The organism is Bradyrhizobium sp. AUGA SZCCT0283 (assembly GCF_018130385.1).
Taxonomy (GTDB): domain Bacteria; phylum Pseudomonadota; class Alphaproteobacteria; order Rhizobiales; family Xanthobacteraceae; genus Bradyrhizobium.
The window spans coordinates 55,695-74,053 of record NZ_JAFCLU010000018.1; the positions used below are offsets into that span (position 1 = coordinate 55,695).

Consider the following 18,359-nt stretch of genomic DNA (forward strand, 5'->3'; position numbering starts at 1 on the left):
CGAAGGAATACCCCCCGCCGGGGCGCGCGACTGGCGACGGCCGGACGCACGGCGCAGACCGCGCTCGAAGTAGGTCAAACCGCGGATTTACGCTAGTATATCCCGCTGAAATTCACCACTCCATGGGAGCTTGCACGATCTGTCCCCCTGCCGTATCTAACGACCCGAAAATAGAGGCGTTTCCGGGCCAAAACCGGAACCGGTTGCCGCTTTGGACCCGCCAAATTGCCAGACAAGAGCCACCTTACCATCGCCGAGAGCGACACGATTGAGCAGGCATTCCAGCGGCTCAATGCCAACATGCTCGGGATCCTGTTTGCCCGTGACGCAGCGGGGCGTGTGATCGGCGCCGTCACGGACGGCGACATCCGCCGGCGGCTGCTGACGGGAATATCGATCCAGGGCGAGGTTGCGAGCTGCATCAACCGCAACTTCGTATGGGCGCGAGCCGGTGCGCCGCGCGAACAAATTCTCAAGCTGCTCGACCAGCGGGTCCATGTCGTCCCGATTCTCGACGCCGACGGCCGGCTTGTGGACGTGTTCAGCCGGGACCTGTTCAATCTCGGTCAAGAGAGCGAAGTATTTGCCCGCGCCCGCTCGCCGGTTCGCATCAGCTTTTCCGGCGGCGGCACCGACCTCACGCATTACTTCGTCGACAATGACGGCGGCTCCGTCATCAACGCGACCATTGCGATGTACGCGCATGCGACGCTGCGCCGGCGCAACGACAACCGGATCAGAATCTATTCGCACGATTTTCGCTGCACAGTCGAAGCGGAAAATCTCGCCAGCCTCGGCAGCGAAGGCGAGCTGGCGCTGATCAAATCGGTAGTCCGCCTGATCCAGCCGGCCTACGGCTTCGATCTCGACATCTCGGCCGATTTTCCGGTCGGCTCGGGCCTCGGCGGTTCGGCGGTGGTGTCCTCCGCCATCATCGGCTGCTTCAACGAATTCCGCTCCGACCGGTGGGACCGCCACGAGATCGCGGAAATGGCGTTTCAGGCCGAACGGCTAATGCTCAATATACCCGGCGGCTGGCAGGACCAGTACGCCACCGTGTTCGGCGGCTTCAATCACATGGAGTTTTCGTCCGAGCAGAACACCATCGTTCCGCTTCGCCTCGAACCCAATATTATAGCCGAGCTCGAGGAAAGCCTGGTGCTTTGCTACACCGGGTCCAACCATGACTCCGGTTCGATCCACCGCGACCAGAAGCAGCAGCACGAGACCAGCGACGCCGTCGCGGCCGCGGCCAAGCAAAAGGAAGTGACGCGCGAGATCCGGCATCATCTGCTGCGTGGCCAGCTTCTGGAATGCGGCCGCCTGATCGACGAGGCATGGCACGCCAAGCGCCGCATGAGTTCGCTCATCAGCTCCAGCGAACTGGATGCAATCTATGATCTTGCGAAAGCCAATGGCGCGGTCGGCGGCAAGCTGCTGGGGGCCGGAGGTGGCGGCTACTTCATCTTCTTCGTCCGCCCGTTCCACCGCTATCCCCTGATTACGGCGCTGGAGCAGAAAGGCCTGTCATGCTCCCGCATCGCGTTCGAGGAAAACGGTCTGCGGACCTGGAAATCCCGCATTCCGCGAGCGCCGGCAGAGTCGGCGCCGCATAAAACTGGACACCGAGAAGGTTCATGAATTCAACCAACCAGGCGGCCACGATCCGGATCGGCAATCGCGCGATCGGCGACGGCCAGCCGTGCTATGTCATTTCGGAAGTCGGCAACAACCATAATGGCGATTTCGATCGCGCCATCGCACTGGTCGACGCCGCGGTTGCAGCCGGCGCGGATTGCGCGAAATTCCAGATGCGCAAGCTGGACGAGGTCTACCGCGCCTCGAGCCTTTCCGGCAAAGACGACGACCTCGCCGTCGAATACACCCTCGACCTCTTGCGCCGCTTCGAACTGACCACCGAGCAGCAGCGCCGTGTGGCGGACTATTGCGCCTCGAAAAACATCCAGTACCTCTGCACGCCCTGGGATGCGTCGAGCGTCGCAACACTGGAGACGTTCGGGGTTCAGGCCTACAAGGTCGCCTCCGCCGACCTGACCAACCTGCCTTTGCTGGCGAAACTGGCCGCGACCGGCAAGACGTTGATTGTGTCAACCGGCATGAGCACATCGGATGAAATTCGTAGCGCCGCGAAGTTCCTCGACGACCGTTCGGCGCATTACGTGCTGCTGCATTGCCAGAGCACCTACCCCGCCGCACTCCACAACATTCATCTGCGCTTCATGGAGACGCTAAAGGAGATACATCCCTTCGTCGGCTATTCCGGTCACGAGCGCGGGATCGCGGTTTCGATCGGTGCGGTCGCGATGGGCGCGGTGGTGATCGAACGCCACATCACGCTTGATCGCGAAATGGAAGGCCCGGATCACGCGGCAAGCCTCGAGCCGGAAGAATTCAAGGCGCTGGTGTCAGGCATTCGCGAATTGGAGACCGCACGCGGCGAAAAGCTTACGGAGCGCGCGCTGAGCCAGGGCGAGCTGATCAACCGCGAGAATCTCGCCAAGAGCCTGGTAGCGGCCCGCGACATTGCGGCCGGCACTATTGTCGCCGAGAGTGATGTCGCCGTCAAAAGCCCGGGCCAGGGCCTGTCGCCGCTCAAAATGCCGGCCTTGATCGGCCGGCGCCTCCACCGCGCGATGGCCAGAGACGACTATTTCTTTCAGAGCGACCTCGACAATAGCGCTGCCACCGCGCGCCGCTATCGTTTCGACCGTCCCTGGGGCGTGCCGGTCCGCTATCACGACACGCAGCGGTTTCTGGAAATCTGCCAGCCCGACATTATCGAGTTCCATCTCAGCTACAGCGACATGGAGCGCGATCCGGCCGCATACCTGTCCGGCACTCACGATCTCGGCTTCGTGGTGCACGCGCCCGAACTGTTTGCGGGCAGCAAGCTGATGGACCTGGCGACATCGGACGAAGGGCTTCGCCGCTATTCGCTGGAGCAGACCCAGGCCGTCATCGACATCACGCGCGGATTGAAGAAGTTCTTTCCCAAGACCAAGCGTCCGCCGATCGTCGCCAATATCGGTGGCTTCACCATGGACGAGCCGCTGTCTGCGGAACAGAAGGCGGAATGCTATCGCATCTTCGCCGCCAGTCTCGCCGAGCTCGATCTCGACGGCGTCGAACTGATTCCGCAGACCATGGCGCCCTTCCCATGGCATTTCGGCGGGCAGCGCCACCAGAACATCTTCATCTTCCCGGAAGAATCCGCAGCGTTCTGCGCCAAGCATAATTTGCGGATGTGCGTCGACATCTCGCACACCAAGCTTGCCGCCAATCATTTCGGCTTCGATTTCGCGAAGGGCCTCGCGCAGCTCGGTCCGTATACCGCCCATCTGCACTTCGGCGACGCCAAGGGTCTCGACGGTGAAGGCCTGCAGATCGGCGAAGGCGAGATCGACTTCGACCAGATCGGCGCCGTCCTGCGCAAGCACGCGCCTGACGCCTCGTTCATCCCCGAGATATGGCAGGGCCACAAGAACATGGGCGAAGGATTCTGGACAGCGCTCGAGCGCCTCGAGGGCCGGATATGACCAGAGTTACGCCCGGGCGGACGCTGGCCGTGATCGCGGCGCGCGGCGGCTCCAAGGGAATTCCGAACAAGAACCTGATCGATCTGTGCGGCAAGCCGCTGATCGCCTGGACCGTCATGCAGGCGGCTGCCGCGCGCGGCGTCGACGTCGTGGCAGTTTCTTCCGACAGCGACCAGATCCTTGCTGCTGCGGAGGCTGCCGGCGCGGTCGGCGTCCGGCGTCCGGAAGACATCTCCGGCGATCTGGCGTCGTCGGAGTCGGCGTGGCTCCACGCGCTGGAGCAGCTCGATGGCAAGCTTGGCCCGTTCGGACGGGTCGTCGCCCTGCAGGCAACGTCGCCGATCCGGGAATCCAGCGACATCGAACAGGCGCTCGCGACGTTCGAACGGGAGGAACTCGACAGCCTGCTCTCGGTTTGCGAGGTCGAGGATTACTTCAACTGGCGCATCGGCGCCGACGGGCCCGAGCCGATCAACTACGATTTCCGCAATCGGCGGATGCGGCAGCAGATCGAAAAGCGGTATTTGGAGAACGGCTCGTTCTACGTTCTAATTCCCTCGCTGCTGCGCGAGCAGAGTAACCGGCTCGGCGGCAAGATCGGAATGCACCTGATGGAGCGCCACAAGATGTTCCAGATCGATCGCCCGGAAGACATCAAGCTTTGTGCGGCCATCATGCGCAGCTACGGCTATGCATAATCTCGCAGCCTTTTCGCTCGAAGGCAAGACCGCCGTCGTCACCGGGGCGTCGCGCGGCATTGGAGCTGCCATCGCGAGCGGCCTGCAGGCCAGCGGCGCAAAAGTGTTCGGCTTCAGCCGGAGCGGCACGGCGCCTTCGCATGTCACGGCGGTCAAATGCGATCTGGCCGATGACGCCGCCATCGGGTCTGTATTCGATCATCTCGCGAAAACCGGAGAACGGCTCGACGTGCTGGTCAATGCGGCGGGCATCAGCCTTCCCGCCTCCGCGACGATGAGCGAGCTTCAGCGGTTCCGCGACACGCTGGCGGTCGACCTGAGCGGCGTCTACGCGACGATCCTTGCGGCCTATCCGCTGCTGAAGAAGGCGGGTGGCGGCTCCATCATCAACGTCACCAGCATCAACTCGGTGCGTGGCTTTCCGGGAAACCCCGGCTATGTGGCGGCCAAGGCCGGTCTTGCCGGCCTCACCCGCGCGCTTGCCGCCGACTATGCGCGTGACGGTATTCGCGTCAACGCGCTGGCGCCCGGCTATGTCACGACTGAGATGACCGCCACAAGTTTTGCCGATCCTGCCATGCACGAGGATCGCCGCCGCCACACCATGCTCGGCCGCTGGGGCAAGCCGGACGATCTGGCCGGCGCCGCCGTTTTTCTGGCGTCATCGGCTTCGGCTTATGTCACCGGCCAGGAATTGTTCGTCGACGGCGGCTGGACCACAAAGGGCCTCGCGATCAGCGAGGGTGACAAGCCGTGACCACATTGGAACGCATCGGCTTCATGCAGGGACGGCTGTCGGCGATGGTCGACGGCAAGATCCAGGCCTTCCCATGGAACGAATGGCGCGAGGAATTTCCCCGCGCCCATGCACTCGGCCTGACCCGGATCGAATGGACCATCGACCAGGATCGCCTGCGCGAAAACCCGCTCAACACCATAGCCGGGCAGCGAGAAATCATCGACCTGTCGTGCCGTCACGCGGTCCGAACCACAAGCCTGACCGGCGACTGCTTCATGCAGGCACCGTTCTGGAAGGCGGACGGCGAGACGCAGAAATCGCTGGTGGCCGATCTCGATCTCGTGCTCGCCTCCTGCAACACCCTCGGCATAGAATTCGTCGTGATTCCGCTGGTCGACAACGGCAGGATCGAGGGCGCGGCGCAGACCGAAATCCTGCTGCGCGTTCTGCTCGATCGTGCCACCTCGCTGTCGAAGCAAGGCGTCAGAATCGTTTTCGAATCCGACCTGCCACCTGCCCCGCTGGCACAGTTCATCGACAAATTCCCGCGCGAGGTGTTCGGCATCAATTACGACAGCGGCAACAGCGCCGCTCTCGGCCATGATTCCGCCGAGGAGATTTCGGCCTACGCCCCGCGCATTCTCAATGTGCATGTGAAGGACCGGCTGCTTGGCGGCACCACCGTGCCGCTCGGAACGGGAGCTGCGGATCTCGCAAAAACCATTCGGCTGATCGAGCAGTCCGGATATCGCGGACAATATATTCTGCAAACGGCCCGCGCGACCGACGGCGACCACGCCGGCGTGCTGACAAGGTATCGCGACATGACCGTGGGCTGGATCGAGGACGCCAGGCGATGAAACTCGACATCGAGGACCGGATCGCATTGGTGGTCGGCGCGAGCCGCGGCATCGGTTTTGCGATTGCCGACGCGCTTGCCGCCGAAGGCGCTAGGGTCGCGATGGCGGCGCGCGGCCTCGACGGCGTCAAATCGGCTGCGGACAGTATCGGCCGCGGCGCCTCGTGCCATGCCGCGGACGTCACCGATCCAGCCGCCGCGCTGGCGCTGGTGAACGATATCGAAAAGCAATACGGCAAGATCGACATCCTCGTCTGTAACGTCGGCAGTGGAGCTTCCGTGCCGCCGGGCAAGGAAACCGCGGCCGAGTGGTCGCGGGTGATGAATCTCAATCTGTTCGCCGCCACCAATACGATCGAAGCCGCGAGACCGCTGATGAGCCGCAGCAGCGGCGATCGCGCGATCGTCTGCGTGTCCTCGATCTGCGGGCTCGCCGCGCTTGGCGCACCGGTGACCTACTCGGCGGCGAAGGCGGCCTTGAATGCGACCGTGCGCGGCCTTGCCAGGCCGCTGGCGCTTGAAGGCATCCGCATCAACGCCGTGGCCCCCGGCAACATCCTCAGCGCCGATGGCACCTGGGCGCGCAAGATCGCCGAAAACAAATCCGCCGTGGACGAGATGCTCGCCCGCGAAGTACCGCTGGCCCGGCTCGGCAAGCCCGAAGAGGTTGCGGACATTGTCGCCTTTCTCGCCTCCCCCCGCGCGGCGTTCATCACGGGAACCGTGATCGTGGCCGACGGCGGACAATTGCGTGCTTGAACAGGAGCGTTCCATGGCCGCCCCCTCCGCTCGATACGACCTCACGGGACGCACCGCGCTCGTCACCGGCGCCGGAGGCTTGCTGGGACGTCAGCATGTCGCCGCCCTGGTCGACGCCGGCGCGCGCGTGGTGGTCAGCGACATCGGACTGGCGCAGGCTGATGCGACCATTGCTGCCGTGAAGGAACTCGCGCCCGCCGCCGATCTCGTCCCGGTCGTGATTGACGTGACGTCGCAGGCATCGGTCGGCGCGGCCGGCGAGGATCTCGCGGGGCGCGGCATCGCCGTCGACATCCTCGTCAACAACGCCGCGATCGATCCCAAGGTCACCTCGACGCCGGGCGTGATGCATTCGTCACGCTTCGAGGCCTTTCCGATTCCGCAGTGGCAGACGGAAATCGCGGTGGGATTGACCGGCGCGATGCTGTGCTCGCAGGTCTTTGGCGGCGCCATGGCCAGGCGCGGCCGCGGCGTGATCCTCAACATCGCATCCGATCTTGGCGTGATCGCGCCGGATCAGCGGCTCTACCGGCAGCCCAACATCACGCGGGATGAAGAGCAGCCGGTCAAACCCGTGACCTACTCCGTGATCAAGCACGGCCTGATCGGTTTGACGAAATACCTCGCGACCTACTGGGCGGACCAGGGCGTTCGCGTCAACGCGATTTCGCCGGGCGGCGTTTTCAACAACCAGGACCCCGCTTTCGTCGAACGATTGACGCGGCTGATCCCGATGGGGCGGATGGCCCGGGTCGACGAATATTGCGCAGCCGTTCAGTTCCTCTGCTCGGACGCATCGAGTTACATGACCGGCCAGAACATGGTCATGGACGGCGGCCGGAGCGTATGGTAACCACCGCCCGTTCCCCTCATTTTCATGCAATGACGAGCCGGCGCAGCACCAACCATGTTTAACGACAAGTCCATTCTGATTACCGGCGGCACGGGTTCGTTTGGGCGCAAATACGTCGGCAATCTCCTGAAGAACTTCAAGCCTCGCCGTCTCGTGATCTACTCGCGCGACGAGTTGAAGCAATACGAGATGCAGCAGGAGTTCGATCAATCGCCGATGCGCTATTTCATCGGCGACGTGCGCGACGGCGAGCGCCTGCGCACGGCCATGAAGGGCATCGACTTCGTGATTCATGCAGCGGCCCTGAAGCAGGTGCCCGCTGCCGAATACAATCCGATGGAATGTATCAAGACCAATATCCACGGCGCCGAGAACGTCATTCAGGCGGCGCTGGAGGCCAACGTCGAGAAGGTCATCGCGCTGTCAACCGACAAGGCCGCGCAGCCCATCAACCTCTACGGCGCCACCAAACTCGCCTCCGACAAACTGTTCATCGCGGCGAACAACATGGCGGGCGGGCACCGGACGGCCTTCGGCGTCGTGCGCTACGGCAACGTGGTCGGTTCCCGCGGCTCGATCGTGCCGCTGTTCAACAAGCTGCTGGCGCAAGGCTGTGATCACCTGCCGATCACCGACCCCCGCATGACCCGGTTCTGGATAACGCTGCAGCAGGGCGTCGACTTCGTCAACAAGAGCTTCGAGCGCATGTCGGGCGGCGAGATCTTCGTTCCGATGATCCCGTCCGTGCGCATTCCCGATCTCGCAGCAGCCATGGCGCCGAACCTCCCGACCAAGGTGATCGGCATCCGTCCCGGCGAAAAGCTGCATGAGATCATGTGCCCGACCGACGATTCGCATTTGACCCTTCGCTTCCACGATCATTTCGTCATCAAGCCGACCATCAAGTTTTTCCGCAAAGACGTCGACTATGTTACCAACCAGATCGGCGAGCACGGAGAACCGGTATCGGACGGATTCGAGTATAATTCCGGCCGGAACGACCACTTCCTTGATGTGTCCGAGATCAGGGAATTCAATCGAATTGCGGTCCAATGATCCCCTATGGACGTCAGGACATTTCGGCAGAGGACATTGACGCAGTCACCGAGGTGCTGCGCTCGGACTGGCTGACCCAGGGCCAGGCCGGCCCCCGCTTCGAGCAGGCGATGGCCGCCTATTGCGGCAGCCGCAGCGCGATCGCGGTAGCCAATGCGACGGCAGCGCTCCACATCGCTTGCCTCGCGCTCGATCTCGGCCCCGGCGACATGCTCTGGACGACGCCGAACACCTTTGTGGCATCGGCCAATTGCGCCCTGTATTGCGGCGCCAGCGTCGACTTCGTCGACATCGATCCGCGGACCTACAATATGAGCGTCGCGGCGCTCGCCGAGAAACTTGAAGTCGGGGCATCGCGTGGCCGGCTGCCCAAGATCGTGGTGCCCGTGCATTTCGCCGGTCAATCCTGCGAGATGCGTGAAATCCGCGCGCTGGCGGACCGCTACGGCTTTCGAATTATTGAGGACGCCTCGCACGCCGTCGGCGGGGAGTACCTGGGGCGCAAGGTCGGATCCTGCGACTACAGCGATACGGCTATTTTCAGCTTTCACCCGGTCAAGATCATCACGACTGGCGAGGGCGGCATGGCCCTGACCAACGAACCGAAGCTTGCCGAGCGCCTCGGCTATCTGCGCACGCACGGAATCATCCGCCCGGCGCAGCGGCTGGAAGAACCGCAGGGCACGTCACGGATCGGCGAACAGCGGGTCAACGAGGAACGAGATGGCCCGTGGATGTACGAGCAGATCGAGCTTGGCCTGAATTATCGCATGACCGACATCCAGTCGGCGCTCGGCACCAGCCAGCTCGCGCGGCTCGATCCCTTTGTGGCGCGCCGGCGCGAGCTTGCGGCACGCTACGACAGCCTGCTGGCAAAACTGCCGCTGACCTGCCCGTGGCAGCACCCCGACACGAATTCGGCCTGGCATCTCTACGTCATTCGCCTGCACCGCAACGAGATCAGACTCAGCCGGCGCCAGGTGTTCGACGCGCTGCGGGCAGCCGGAATCGGCGTCAATGTGCACTACATTCCCGTGCACACGCAGCCTTATTACCGGAATCTCGGTTTCCAGACCGGCATGTTCCCCGAGGCCGAGAGTTACTACGAGGACGCGATCACATTGCCGCTGTTTTCGCGCATGACGGATGACGAACAGGACACCGTCGTCGCGGCGCTGCGGAAGATCCTCACGTGAAGATCGCTGTCATCCCGGCGCGAGGCGGCAGCAAGCGGATCCCGCGCAAGAACATCCGTACGTTCTGCGGCAAGCCGATCATCGCCTACTCGATCGCCGCAGCGCAGCAGACGGGATTGTTCGATCAGGTCGTCGTCTCGACCGATGACGAGGAGATCGCCGCCGTCGCCCGCGAATTCGGCGCCACGACGCCCTTCATCCGGCCGAAGGAAATTGCCGACGATTTCACCGGAACCAACGCCGTCGTGAAGCATGCGGTGGCCTGGTTCAACGCGCAGTCAAACAACGTCACGCATGCCTGCTGTCTCTACGCCACCGCGCCGCTGGTGCAGGCGAGATTCATCACGGAAGGCTACGAGGCCCTCGTCCGCTCGGACGCGGCCTTCGCATTTTCCGTCACCAGTTACGCGTTCCCGATCCAGCGCGCCGTCCGCATCACGCCCGAGGGGCGGGTAGACGCCATCTATCCCGAGCACCGCATGACGCGCTCGCAGGATCTGGAACACGCCTATCACGATGCTGGACAGTTTTACTGGGGCACCGCGCGCGCCTTTCTGGAGGATATGCCGGTGTTCGCGCCGCATTCGATCGGCGTGATCCTACCGCGGCATCTAGTGCAGGATATCGATACGCTTGACGACTGGAACCAGGCCGAACTGATGTACGGAGCCATCAACCGCGCGTAAGCCGCGACCCGTCATCCGCGCCAAGCAACGGCCGGATGAACGACAGGAGGCTACCGCCCTCGAAAAGATGCCCTGTTATTCCGGCGGCGGCGGCGGCCTGGAGGTCGTGCGGCATGTCGCCGACGAGCAGGCTGGATTCCTTGCGCACCGGCCAACCGTTGAGGCAATCGAGGATCATGCCCGGTGCCGGCTTGCGTCGGTTGCTTGCCTGCCGCCACTCCGCCACAACGCCCTCCTCGTGATAGGGGCAGTACTGGAATTCATCGATATGCGCGCCGATTTCAGCGAGATCCCGGCTGACCCAGTCGTGCAGCGTCTGAATGGCCTCGATCCCGTAATAACCGCGTGCCACGCCGGCCTGATTGGTGACCACGAAGGTCAGATAACCGCGATCATTGCAGAGCTTGATGGCCTCGCGCGCACCGGCCACCCATTCGAAATCCTCGATCTTGTGGACATAGGCCTTGTCGATGTTGAGGACTCCGTCCCGGTCGAAGAAGACGGCGGAACGCCGCACGCACTCGGGAAGTTTGGTCTGCGCGCGTTCAAAGTCGACGGGCACGCCGATGTCGATGAAAAACCCGTCATATAGATTTGCCCGCAACTGCCCTTTTTCGGCAAGGCGCGGGAAGACCGCCTGTTCGAGCGAACATGGCAGTTCGTCGATGAAGGAAAGGATTTCCCGATCGACGCAATAGACGCCTGAATTGATGGGCCCGTTCGGTTGCGCCCCCGCCGGCAGAAACGTCTTGATGAAGTCCTTGTCGAGCAGGACGCGACCGTAGCGGTCGCCGGCATGGTCCTTCTTCAAGGCCACGCGCACAATCGCCGGTGGATGTATTGGCGCGGCGAGATCGAGCATGTTGAAGTCGAAAAAGGAGTCGCCGTTGAGAAGCAGGAACTTGGCGTCCAGCCTGGTCGCTGCGTGCTTCAATGCCCCGCCGGTACCCAACCGCGCGGGCTCGGAAACCACCGAGACCGCGGCGCCACGCCAGTGTCGGCCGTGATAGCGATCGACCACCTGCCCGGCCTGATGGCCGGCCAGCAGCACGATGTCCTGAATGGTCGGATAGCGCGACAGCTCGTCGAGGATGTAGTCGAGGAACGGTTTGCCGGCCACTTCCAGCAACGGCTTCGGGACCAGCCGCGTCATCTCACCCAACCGGGTGCCGAGCCCGCCGACCAGAATGACGGCTTGTTTCAGCACATGGCCTCCAGCGTAGAGGTTACTTGAGATGCGCTATGATCAGACCGGTCATATCATTGACCATTAGTCGACCAATGTTTCTTGCAATGTTAATCTCCGGCGGAATGCGGAAATATTCGACGCGCCCGACGTTAGGCATCGACTCGTATTCGGCGACGTAATCGCGCACCCATCGATCCGACAAAAAGGATGATCGCCAGTTGCGTCCGTTTTGCAGCTCGGCTGGAGTCCACGCATGGTACTCGAGATGCACGATTGCCTTCCGTGCGATTTTCAAAGCCTGTTGCTTGGCGGCGGCGAATATATCGTCATTGACATGCATCGTCGCGCCGCAGCTGAAGACGATATCGACGTCATCCACACCGTTGCGCGCGAGCACATCCTCCGCGTCTGCCATCGAGCCAACCATCAGGCGTGCTTCGCAGCCTTCAGGCATGTTCCGGGAACCCCATGCAGCTGCATTCTCGTTGAGTTCTATGCCGTACAGCTTGAGGTCTCCGTTTACCCTCCAGAACGCCTGGAGATTTGCCCCAACGTTACATCCCAATTCGAACACCGAAGTGCAATCGAGGGCCATGCACTTTCGGGCGAGCCAGTCACGGAGCGGCGATCCCTTCGCATAGTCGCGAAACACAGCTTCGCTGTTTTCGGTCCGCCAGAAGTCTTGCCATGCGGCGGAGTTTCGCGCTCTCACCAAAACCGGTAGCGGACCGATATTTGTGGCAGCGCGCCAGAGCGCAACCTTTGGATGAAAATTGGACAGTCGAAACACAGTTGCTCTCCGCTCACCGGAATTGTCGTCGAAGGCGACCTAAGCACAGCCAGACATGATCCGTAAATACTCCGAACGCTCGCCAATTCAGCAGATAATCATTTAAGCAAAGCATCACAGCTCACGGCCAACTAGATCGGGATCCGAGCGGTTGACCGACGAAATAAGGCGCCGAGGAGGGATACCAGAAATACGACCCCGCCGGCCAAAATCGCTAACGTGACGGGTCGGGCCACCGCATATCCGATCGATATATAGGGCTCGTCGAGAAGAGCCGTTGGATAGGTCCTCCATGCGCCAAGTCTAGCCCACAGTGTATGCCGCTCGGCCTTGGCGACAGCCAGCCTCCGATCGTTGCGCGAGACGAGATCCGACAACCATATCCTAAGCAGTGCCGCAAACGCCGGATCGCCGGACGCTCCCCTCGAATCTTCCTTCGCCAGGGCCAACAGCGACTCTCTAGTCTGCACCAGACTGGCGATAATCGCATCACTCGCCGCAAGCTGCTCCTTAATATCATTCTCGAGCGGACCGAGCGTTCTGCGCTGCTCCTCATTCAGCAGATTGACTGCGGCAGCTATGGCGTCGCGCGCTTGCCGGGCCGTGGCTGCGCGCACGCTCACGGCAACAGTATCAGCAGTCTCCTGCCTTGCAGTCAGGTTGCTCAACTGCGCAGATTGATCGCCGTCGCCGGCGGAGTTCGTCGCCTGGATCGCACGCTGCTTGAATGAGGGGGAGTTTATCCGGGAAACCGCGCTCGTAGGGCTTGCGGCTTCCGCTCCATCCACTCTTCCAATCCGAATGCTTCCCTGCGCTGTATAGACGGTCGGGAGCTGCAGGGCGGCTACATACGTGATGGTCATCGCAACCAGCGGCAGCAGCAACGTCAAAAACATGTGCTCGCGGATCGTCCGGTACAGATACGTGAACAGCCCACCAAGATATTGATCGCCGGGTACATTGCTTGGCGAAACGCTCATGAAAATGCCTCGTCCTCCGAGCCGGCAGACGGACGTGAGAATAACATGTTCGACCTCCACTTGTCTTCTGTCACATATACTACTACAGCGGAAACGACTTTGACCAGGAAAGTCATCTCAATGAACGAATTGACCATTCCCGAAACGATCATGATCGACAGCGCGAACAATATCGGCGTCAGGAAAAAGCACGTCGCAAAACGCTCCTGAACGATGCACCGCGTCATCAGGAACATGAATTCAGAGAACACGATTGCCGATAGCGCAACCAACACAAAGCCACCGACCGGACCACCCAGTTCGAAAAAAACCTCAGGCCACCCGCCGGTGAAAGCTGATCCCTGCGCGATGATGAAATGGGCGCGGACGACAGGTAGCGCCTGCTCCATCAGGAACTGCATGGTCGAGTTGCGGGACGGATCAAACGGGTCGACGAACAATTTGTAGGCCGCGAGCATTCCGTCCCAGTCACCTCGAAGGAACACGCGCTCAAAGGTCATCCACCACATCTCGCCCTGCTGAACCAGGATACGCTGCGAAAGCTTCGCAAGCAGTTCCCCTCCTTCGCCCCGAACGACGACATAGGAATAGACCACGGCGGCGGCGATCAGGACCGACAGCGGCACTGCGGCGACCGCGAGCCACCGCAGTATCCTTCTTGACAGCATCTCACCGAGGGACGGCGACTTTGCTTGACGCCCGATCAGGACCGCGCCGAGCGGCATGATAAAGAAGGAGGTGTACGCATAAAGGGACGAAAATCGATGGCCAGCCAGAAACAGGTACAGGATCACCGTTCCGAACAATACGCCGAACCGCCAATCTGACGGCCTGTTGTGTAACAAGGGCACCGAGAAAAATATTCCGAGCTGGAACGCAAGCATTGGCCCCCATTCCAGCAGGCGATGATGCAGAGGGCCGCCATGCAGCCGCGAGTAGTCAAATCGTTCGATTCCCGCGAACAGCGGGATCGGGCCTCTCATCAATAGCTCCAGCCACAGTGCGACGACAAAAAGTGCGGCAGCCAGGAACGCAATGCCGAAGAGCGAAAATCGTCCGGGGGGCAGCCGGCTTGCTAAGCCCGATTCGTCCGGGCCGACCAGTTGCCGCACCCGCTCCCGTCGAAACGAAAACAGCAGTGCGATGACGACGATCCCTTGCGACATCGCAATCGGCAAGACGGAAACACCGGAGCCGATCTCCAGTGCCAGCTGGTCGGAAAAAAGCGGCCCGAACACATCGATGTAGAGGACCGAGGCGAGTCGCCATGCAAAGGCAAACAGGACAAAGAAGAAGATCATGCCAAGCCCGGGACGCTTGACTGCGATCCACAGAGCCGCGGCCAAGAAAACGACGACAGCAGTCACACTCAGCGCAGCGGCGAGCAGAGAATCAGAAACCACCCCAGAAGCAGTCACGCCGTCATCCCCTGATGCACTCTATGCCCGCTGTTGATGAGAGTGCGGCAAGTGAAAATCGAACCTGTCAGCGGGGCTCCCATGCATACAAAAGCCCGTCATTGTGCAAGGTAGGTGCAAATGCCATGCGCTCCCGAGACAGGACTCGGATTCGACCCTGCGCATCCAGCGTGTCGAGCAGCTTGAAGAGACGGGTCTGATAGTCCATCGACCGAATATAAACGCGGCTGGTGAAGTCGCGCGGCTGGGACAGGTTGAGCATATCGATGCCCGGTTCGATATTCACCACACGGGCCGGCTTTGCCCGAATGATGTTTTCGATCACCGCTTCCACGGCGTAAGGAATCTGCTCGATGCAGAAATACGTGAAAACGGTGCCGCCCGCCAGTTCGCTGAAATGCGGATCGCCGGCATCGGTCAGGTCCATCCGGTCGAAACTCACGCGGTCATCGAGCTTGAAATGGCTCGCGATCTGCCGACCCGCCTCGATGCCATTTGGCGCTATATCGAAGCCACGCAGCTTGCTCCAATGCGAATCAAGGCTCAACGAGAACAAGTTGGCGCCATAACCGGCGCCGAGTTCGAGCAGCGACGTCGCTTCGCCCGCGTGCCTGGCGATCAGTTCCGACAGCGCGCCGATCCGGTATCGGTAGTAGTCCCTGGTGCTGATCCGGACGATCCGGCCATCGACCTTCGCGAGGCGCGGCTCCGTGCGCTGCCCGATCAGGAACTCCTCAAGTGTTCGCCCGCCCAGCCAGGCGCGCTGATTGAGCACCCTGTCCCATTCGCCGGAATTATACTCGGAATCGACGACGTCATTCGTCCGCCGGACGTTCTTGAATGCCAGCCGGCGGAGACTGCGCGCCAGATCGATGGTGTACGCCCGCGACAAATCTAATCGGGACGCCGGCGCCACGTCAGGTTCGAATTTCACGGAACTTCCCCTCGGCCATTGCCGGATGCCCAAGTACTGACCGACCGCTGTCGGCGGCGATCCGGCGTGGATAGCCGATCAAAGGCCCAAGATCAATTTCTGCAACGCAGACGTGTCGGATGTGGAGAAAAACGGCCGGTTCTTTGCACCCGGGTACATGCGCGGAAAAGCAAAGAAGGTGGCCGTGTAAAGCAGCCTGCCGTGCCCCGGGGCCATCCGGCTCCCCATGTGCAGGCACTTCGCGGTATCCACCATGAACGACGCAAGACGGGGCGCCTTCATCACCTTGACGTCGCCGCGTGGAACCTTGCCGAAGACGCGATCATCGGGGAAATGGCTGCCCAGCAGCGGAAAGCCAAACTTGTCGGTCGACTGCCGCGGCAGGAACGTGAACGGCCCATCGCCGTCTTGCTCGACATCAGTGAGGTAGCTGAAGAGCTTGATTACCCTGACGTCATCATGGTCGCGATGCCAGAGTTGCGAAGACGTCAGCTCCTCACCGGTATGACGCGAATAGGACAACAGCACATAGTCGAGCCACGGTATCTCGCCGAGCGCCGTTGCGACGACATTGACCACCGCCGGCTGCAACGCGTACTGAACGAAAACGTTGTCGGCGCTGAGTTTGCCGTCCTTCATCTCGGCATCGAGCAACCGAACCCAAAATTTCTTCCAGTTCGACGTTTGCTTGGCCTCAGCCGTCTCGATGTCGCCAAGTCTCGCCATGCCGGCTTCGGCGAACCGCTGCAGCACGGCAGGGTCCATCAGTTCGGTAACGATCGCATACCCGTTGCGATTCAATTCTTCAGCCTTGTTTCTTTCGGCCGCAGTGACATTCAGCAGTTGCGCCTGGCGCCGTCGTTCACGCTTCTCGCCGACATGCCATGCGCTGACGCCGGATTTGACCGCATAACGGAGCGGCGAACGGTTCACATGCCATAACGCTCTCGACATCAATCCCATCTTGGCGCACCCAGCTATTCCTGAAGAACGAGGCACATCATTCGACCTCGATAGGCCGGGGACATGCGGGCATTTCCATAGCAAAATCAACCAGCACGGGCAAGGAGCCTACTCGGTCGCACCCGGCGGAACCTTTGATTCGATCTAGAGACGCGATGAATTCCAGCATCAGGAACGCGGAGTCATCGCGCGGGCAAACCTGCCAAACATCGCGCGATCGCTTCCTGACAAGACGATCGCGCCGCTCAATAGCCAGGCGATAATGCAGCTCAGACCGCCAACGATCCCCAGCGCTATCAAACTGCCGGGATCAAAGAACATCTTGCTGACGACGACGAGGCCCGCAAGTATCGCCCCAACGAGCACTTGCCTTCCGAGCTGCTCCCAAAACAGGGAGCTTGGAAGTTTCATTTGCGAAAGCATGTGGTGGGCGATCACTGGCGCAAAGACGACGTAGGACACCACCCAACCCAGGATGAAGGCCCGCTCGCGAAGCCAGAGAAGGCTGAGCCCGGTTACCAGATACTGCAATCCGACCTGCAAATAGAGCAGCCGCGTATTGAAGCGAAGAAAGTCGGACCTCACCATCAACGCCGTCTGCCCCGCGCCCAGCATCACCGTGATAGCTGGAATCAACATCGACAGAGCGAGCCAGGGCCATTGATCGGAATGTTGCGGCCCAACCCACACTTTGAGTATCTCTGCCGAAAAAAGCGCTGTTACAACCAGGACCGGAACGAGGATGGCTCCGGGCAGGACGAGCCCGTTGCGGCCAAGCATTTGCAGCCGGCGCGTGTCCGTCGCTTCATCGATGTGGGTAGAAATCGGAAGAATCGCGGAGTGAAGCGGCGCCATCGTCGTTTTCAGGAAGCGAGGCAAGCGAGTGATCAGGTCATAGGTCCCTACCTCGGCAGGACCGTATAGCGCACCGATCGCGAGAGGAACCAGCGGTTGCTGCAAGATGCCTGCGATTCGGTTGTTGAGCATCAGCCAGCAACGATGAAGAACGTCTCGCCGGTGGATGGCGGTCCATGAGCAAAACCGGAGAGAGGTCGCGGACGCGGCGCGGGCAACCACACCCGCCAGCACGATATATTTGGCGGCCATCACCGCGAGATAGGAATAAGCAATCCACTCAAACGGCGCCCCCCGCCACACCAGCGCGTAAACGGCTGTGACGTACAGCACGTTGCCGCCCACTTCGGTCAGGCGCAGCCAGCCATATTGCTCAAATCCCTTGAGTGTTCCTTCTGCGACAAGGCCCAGGAACGCGATTGGAAGCACCAGCGCCGTGACATCGAGGATGGAGATAAAGGCAGCAGCCTGATCGGGAGCGACCTTGAAGATCGCCGCGAGCGACCCGGCGGCACTCCAGAGCGCAACACCTGAAGCGAATCCCACGGCAGCGGCAATCACGGTGAGCAGCGACACCTTTTCGCTTGCAGCGCGCCAATCGCCGACGCGCCCTCGCGCGACGGCCTGGGTCGTGGTTTCCGACACCCCGAAGTCGAACAATGCCAGAAATCCCGTCGGCAGGAACGCACGTACGAGCACTATCAGGCCCAGCACGGCCAGGCCGTAGGACCTTGCAATCAATCCGACCGCAAACAGGCCGAGCACGCCCGCCAACGCGTAGGCAACGGCCGAGATAACTGTGTTTTGCACGAATCGGCGCAGCACGA

General features: G+C 61.4%; 17 protein-coding genes. 10 read left to right on the forward strand and 7 right to left on the reverse strand.

Features of this window, described 5'->3' with window-relative positions:
• Positions 1-225 precede the first annotated feature (225 nt).
• The 10 genes from JQ624_RS23475 to pseF are packed head-to-tail and all read left to right on the forward strand — an operon-like array spanning position 226 to position 10,403.
• Positions 226-1,641, forward strand: coding sequence for a CBS domain-containing protein (locus JQ624_RS23475; RefSeq protein ID WP_212421282.1), 1,416 nt, complete (start codon positions 226-228; stop codon positions 1,639-1,641).
• Entirely contained in the window at positions 1,638-3,557 is a 1,920-nt protein-coding gene (locus tag JQ624_RS23480) for an N-acetylneuraminate synthase family protein (RefSeq protein ID WP_212421283.1), read from the forward strand. Before JQ624_RS23475 ends, JQ624_RS23480 begins: the two co-directional genes overlap by 4 nt.
• Positions 3,554-4,255: an acylneuraminate cytidylyltransferase family protein gene (locus JQ624_RS23485; RefSeq protein WP_212421284.1), complete on the forward strand. Its 702-nt coding sequence runs from the start codon at positions 3,554-3,556 to the stop codon at positions 4,253-4,255. The genes JQ624_RS23480 and JQ624_RS23485 overlap by 4 nt, the downstream gene beginning before the upstream one ends.
• Complete coding sequence (locus JQ624_RS23490) at positions 4,248-5,012, forward strand: SDR family oxidoreductase (protein WP_212421285.1); 765 nt, start codon at positions 4,248-4,250, stop codon at positions 5,010-5,012. The genes JQ624_RS23485 and JQ624_RS23490 overlap by 8 nt, the downstream gene beginning before the upstream one ends.
• Positions 5,009-5,854, forward strand: coding sequence for a TIM barrel protein (locus JQ624_RS23495; RefSeq protein WP_312014481.1), 846 nt, complete (start codon positions 5,009-5,011; stop codon positions 5,852-5,854). Before JQ624_RS23490 ends, JQ624_RS23495 begins: the two co-directional genes overlap by 4 nt.
• On the forward strand, positions 5,851-6,612 hold the full coding sequence (locus JQ624_RS23500) for an SDR family NAD(P)-dependent oxidoreductase (protein WP_212421286.1): 762 nt from the start codon (positions 5,851-5,853) through the stop codon (positions 6,610-6,612). Before JQ624_RS23495 ends, JQ624_RS23500 begins: the two co-directional genes overlap by 4 nt.
• A gap of 13 nt (positions 6,613-6,625) precedes the next feature.
• Positions 6,626-7,465, forward strand: a complete 840-nt coding sequence (locus JQ624_RS23505; protein WP_212421287.1) for an SDR family oxidoreductase — start codon at positions 6,626-6,628, stop codon at positions 7,463-7,465.
• Between the two features lie 54 nt (positions 7,466-7,519).
• Positions 7,520-8,521: a UDP-N-acetylglucosamine 4,6-dehydratase (inverting) gene (gene pseB, locus JQ624_RS23510; RefSeq protein WP_212421288.1), complete on the forward strand. Its 1,002-nt coding sequence runs from the start codon at positions 7,520-7,522 to the stop codon at positions 8,519-8,521.
• Positions 8,518-9,717, forward strand: coding sequence for a UDP-4-amino-4,6-dideoxy-N-acetyl-beta-L-altrosamine transaminase (gene pseC / locus JQ624_RS23515; protein ID WP_212421289.1), 1,200 nt, complete (start codon positions 8,518-8,520; stop codon positions 9,715-9,717). Before pseB ends, pseC begins: the two co-directional genes overlap by 4 nt.
• Entirely contained in the window at positions 9,714-10,403 is a 690-nt protein-coding gene (pseF, locus tag JQ624_RS23520; protein WP_212421290.1) for a pseudaminic acid cytidylyltransferase, read from the forward strand. Before pseC ends, pseF begins: the two co-directional genes overlap by 4 nt.
• Here pseF and JQ624_RS23525 read toward each other — a convergent pair.
• The 7 genes from JQ624_RS23525 to JQ624_RS23555 all read right to left on the reverse strand — a co-directional run bounded on the left by JQ624_RS23525 (position 10,390) and on the right by JQ624_RS23555 (position 18,357).
• A complete protein-coding gene (locus tag JQ624_RS23525) occupies positions 10,390-11,610 on the reverse strand; it encodes an HAD-IIIA family hydrolase (RefSeq protein WP_212421291.1) in 1,221 nt (406 codons plus the stop codon). The two genes, pseF and JQ624_RS23525, sit on opposite strands and share 14 nt — an antisense overlap.
• Before the next feature lie 19 nt (positions 11,611-11,629).
• Entirely contained in the window at positions 11,630-12,382 is a 753-nt protein-coding gene (locus JQ624_RS23530; RefSeq protein WP_212421292.1) for a class I SAM-dependent methyltransferase, read from the reverse strand.
• A 131-nt stretch (positions 12,383-12,513) separates the two neighbouring features.
• Positions 12,514-13,362: a hypothetical protein gene (locus JQ624_RS23535; RefSeq protein WP_212421293.1), complete on the reverse strand. Its 849-nt coding sequence runs from the start codon at positions 13,360-13,362 to the stop codon at positions 12,514-12,516.
• The gene (locus JQ624_RS39545; RefSeq protein ID WP_212421294.1) at positions 13,359-14,780 is read right to left on the reverse strand and encodes a DUF6418 domain-containing protein; all 1,422 of its coding nucleotides are present in this window, start codon (positions 14,778-14,780) and stop codon (positions 13,359-13,361) included. The genes JQ624_RS23535 and JQ624_RS39545 overlap by 4 nt, the downstream gene beginning before the upstream one ends.
• A 67-nt stretch (positions 14,781-14,847) precedes the next feature.
• Positions 14,848-15,714, reverse strand: a complete 867-nt coding sequence (locus tag JQ624_RS23545) for a class I SAM-dependent methyltransferase (protein ID WP_212421295.1) — start codon at positions 15,712-15,714, stop codon at positions 14,848-14,850.
• Between the two features lie 78 nt (positions 15,715-15,792).
• Positions 15,793-16,668 (reverse strand): hypothetical protein, encoded by an 876-nt coding sequence (locus JQ624_RS23550; protein WP_249130016.1) that lies wholly within the window; start codon positions 16,666-16,668, stop codon positions 15,793-15,795.
• Positions 16,669-16,845: 177 nt separating this feature from the next.
• Positions 16,846-18,357: a lipopolysaccharide biosynthesis protein gene (locus JQ624_RS23555; RefSeq protein WP_212421297.1), complete on the reverse strand. Its 1,512-nt coding sequence runs from the start codon at positions 18,355-18,357 to the stop codon at positions 16,846-16,848.
• Positions 18,358-18,359 lie beyond the last annotated feature (2 nt).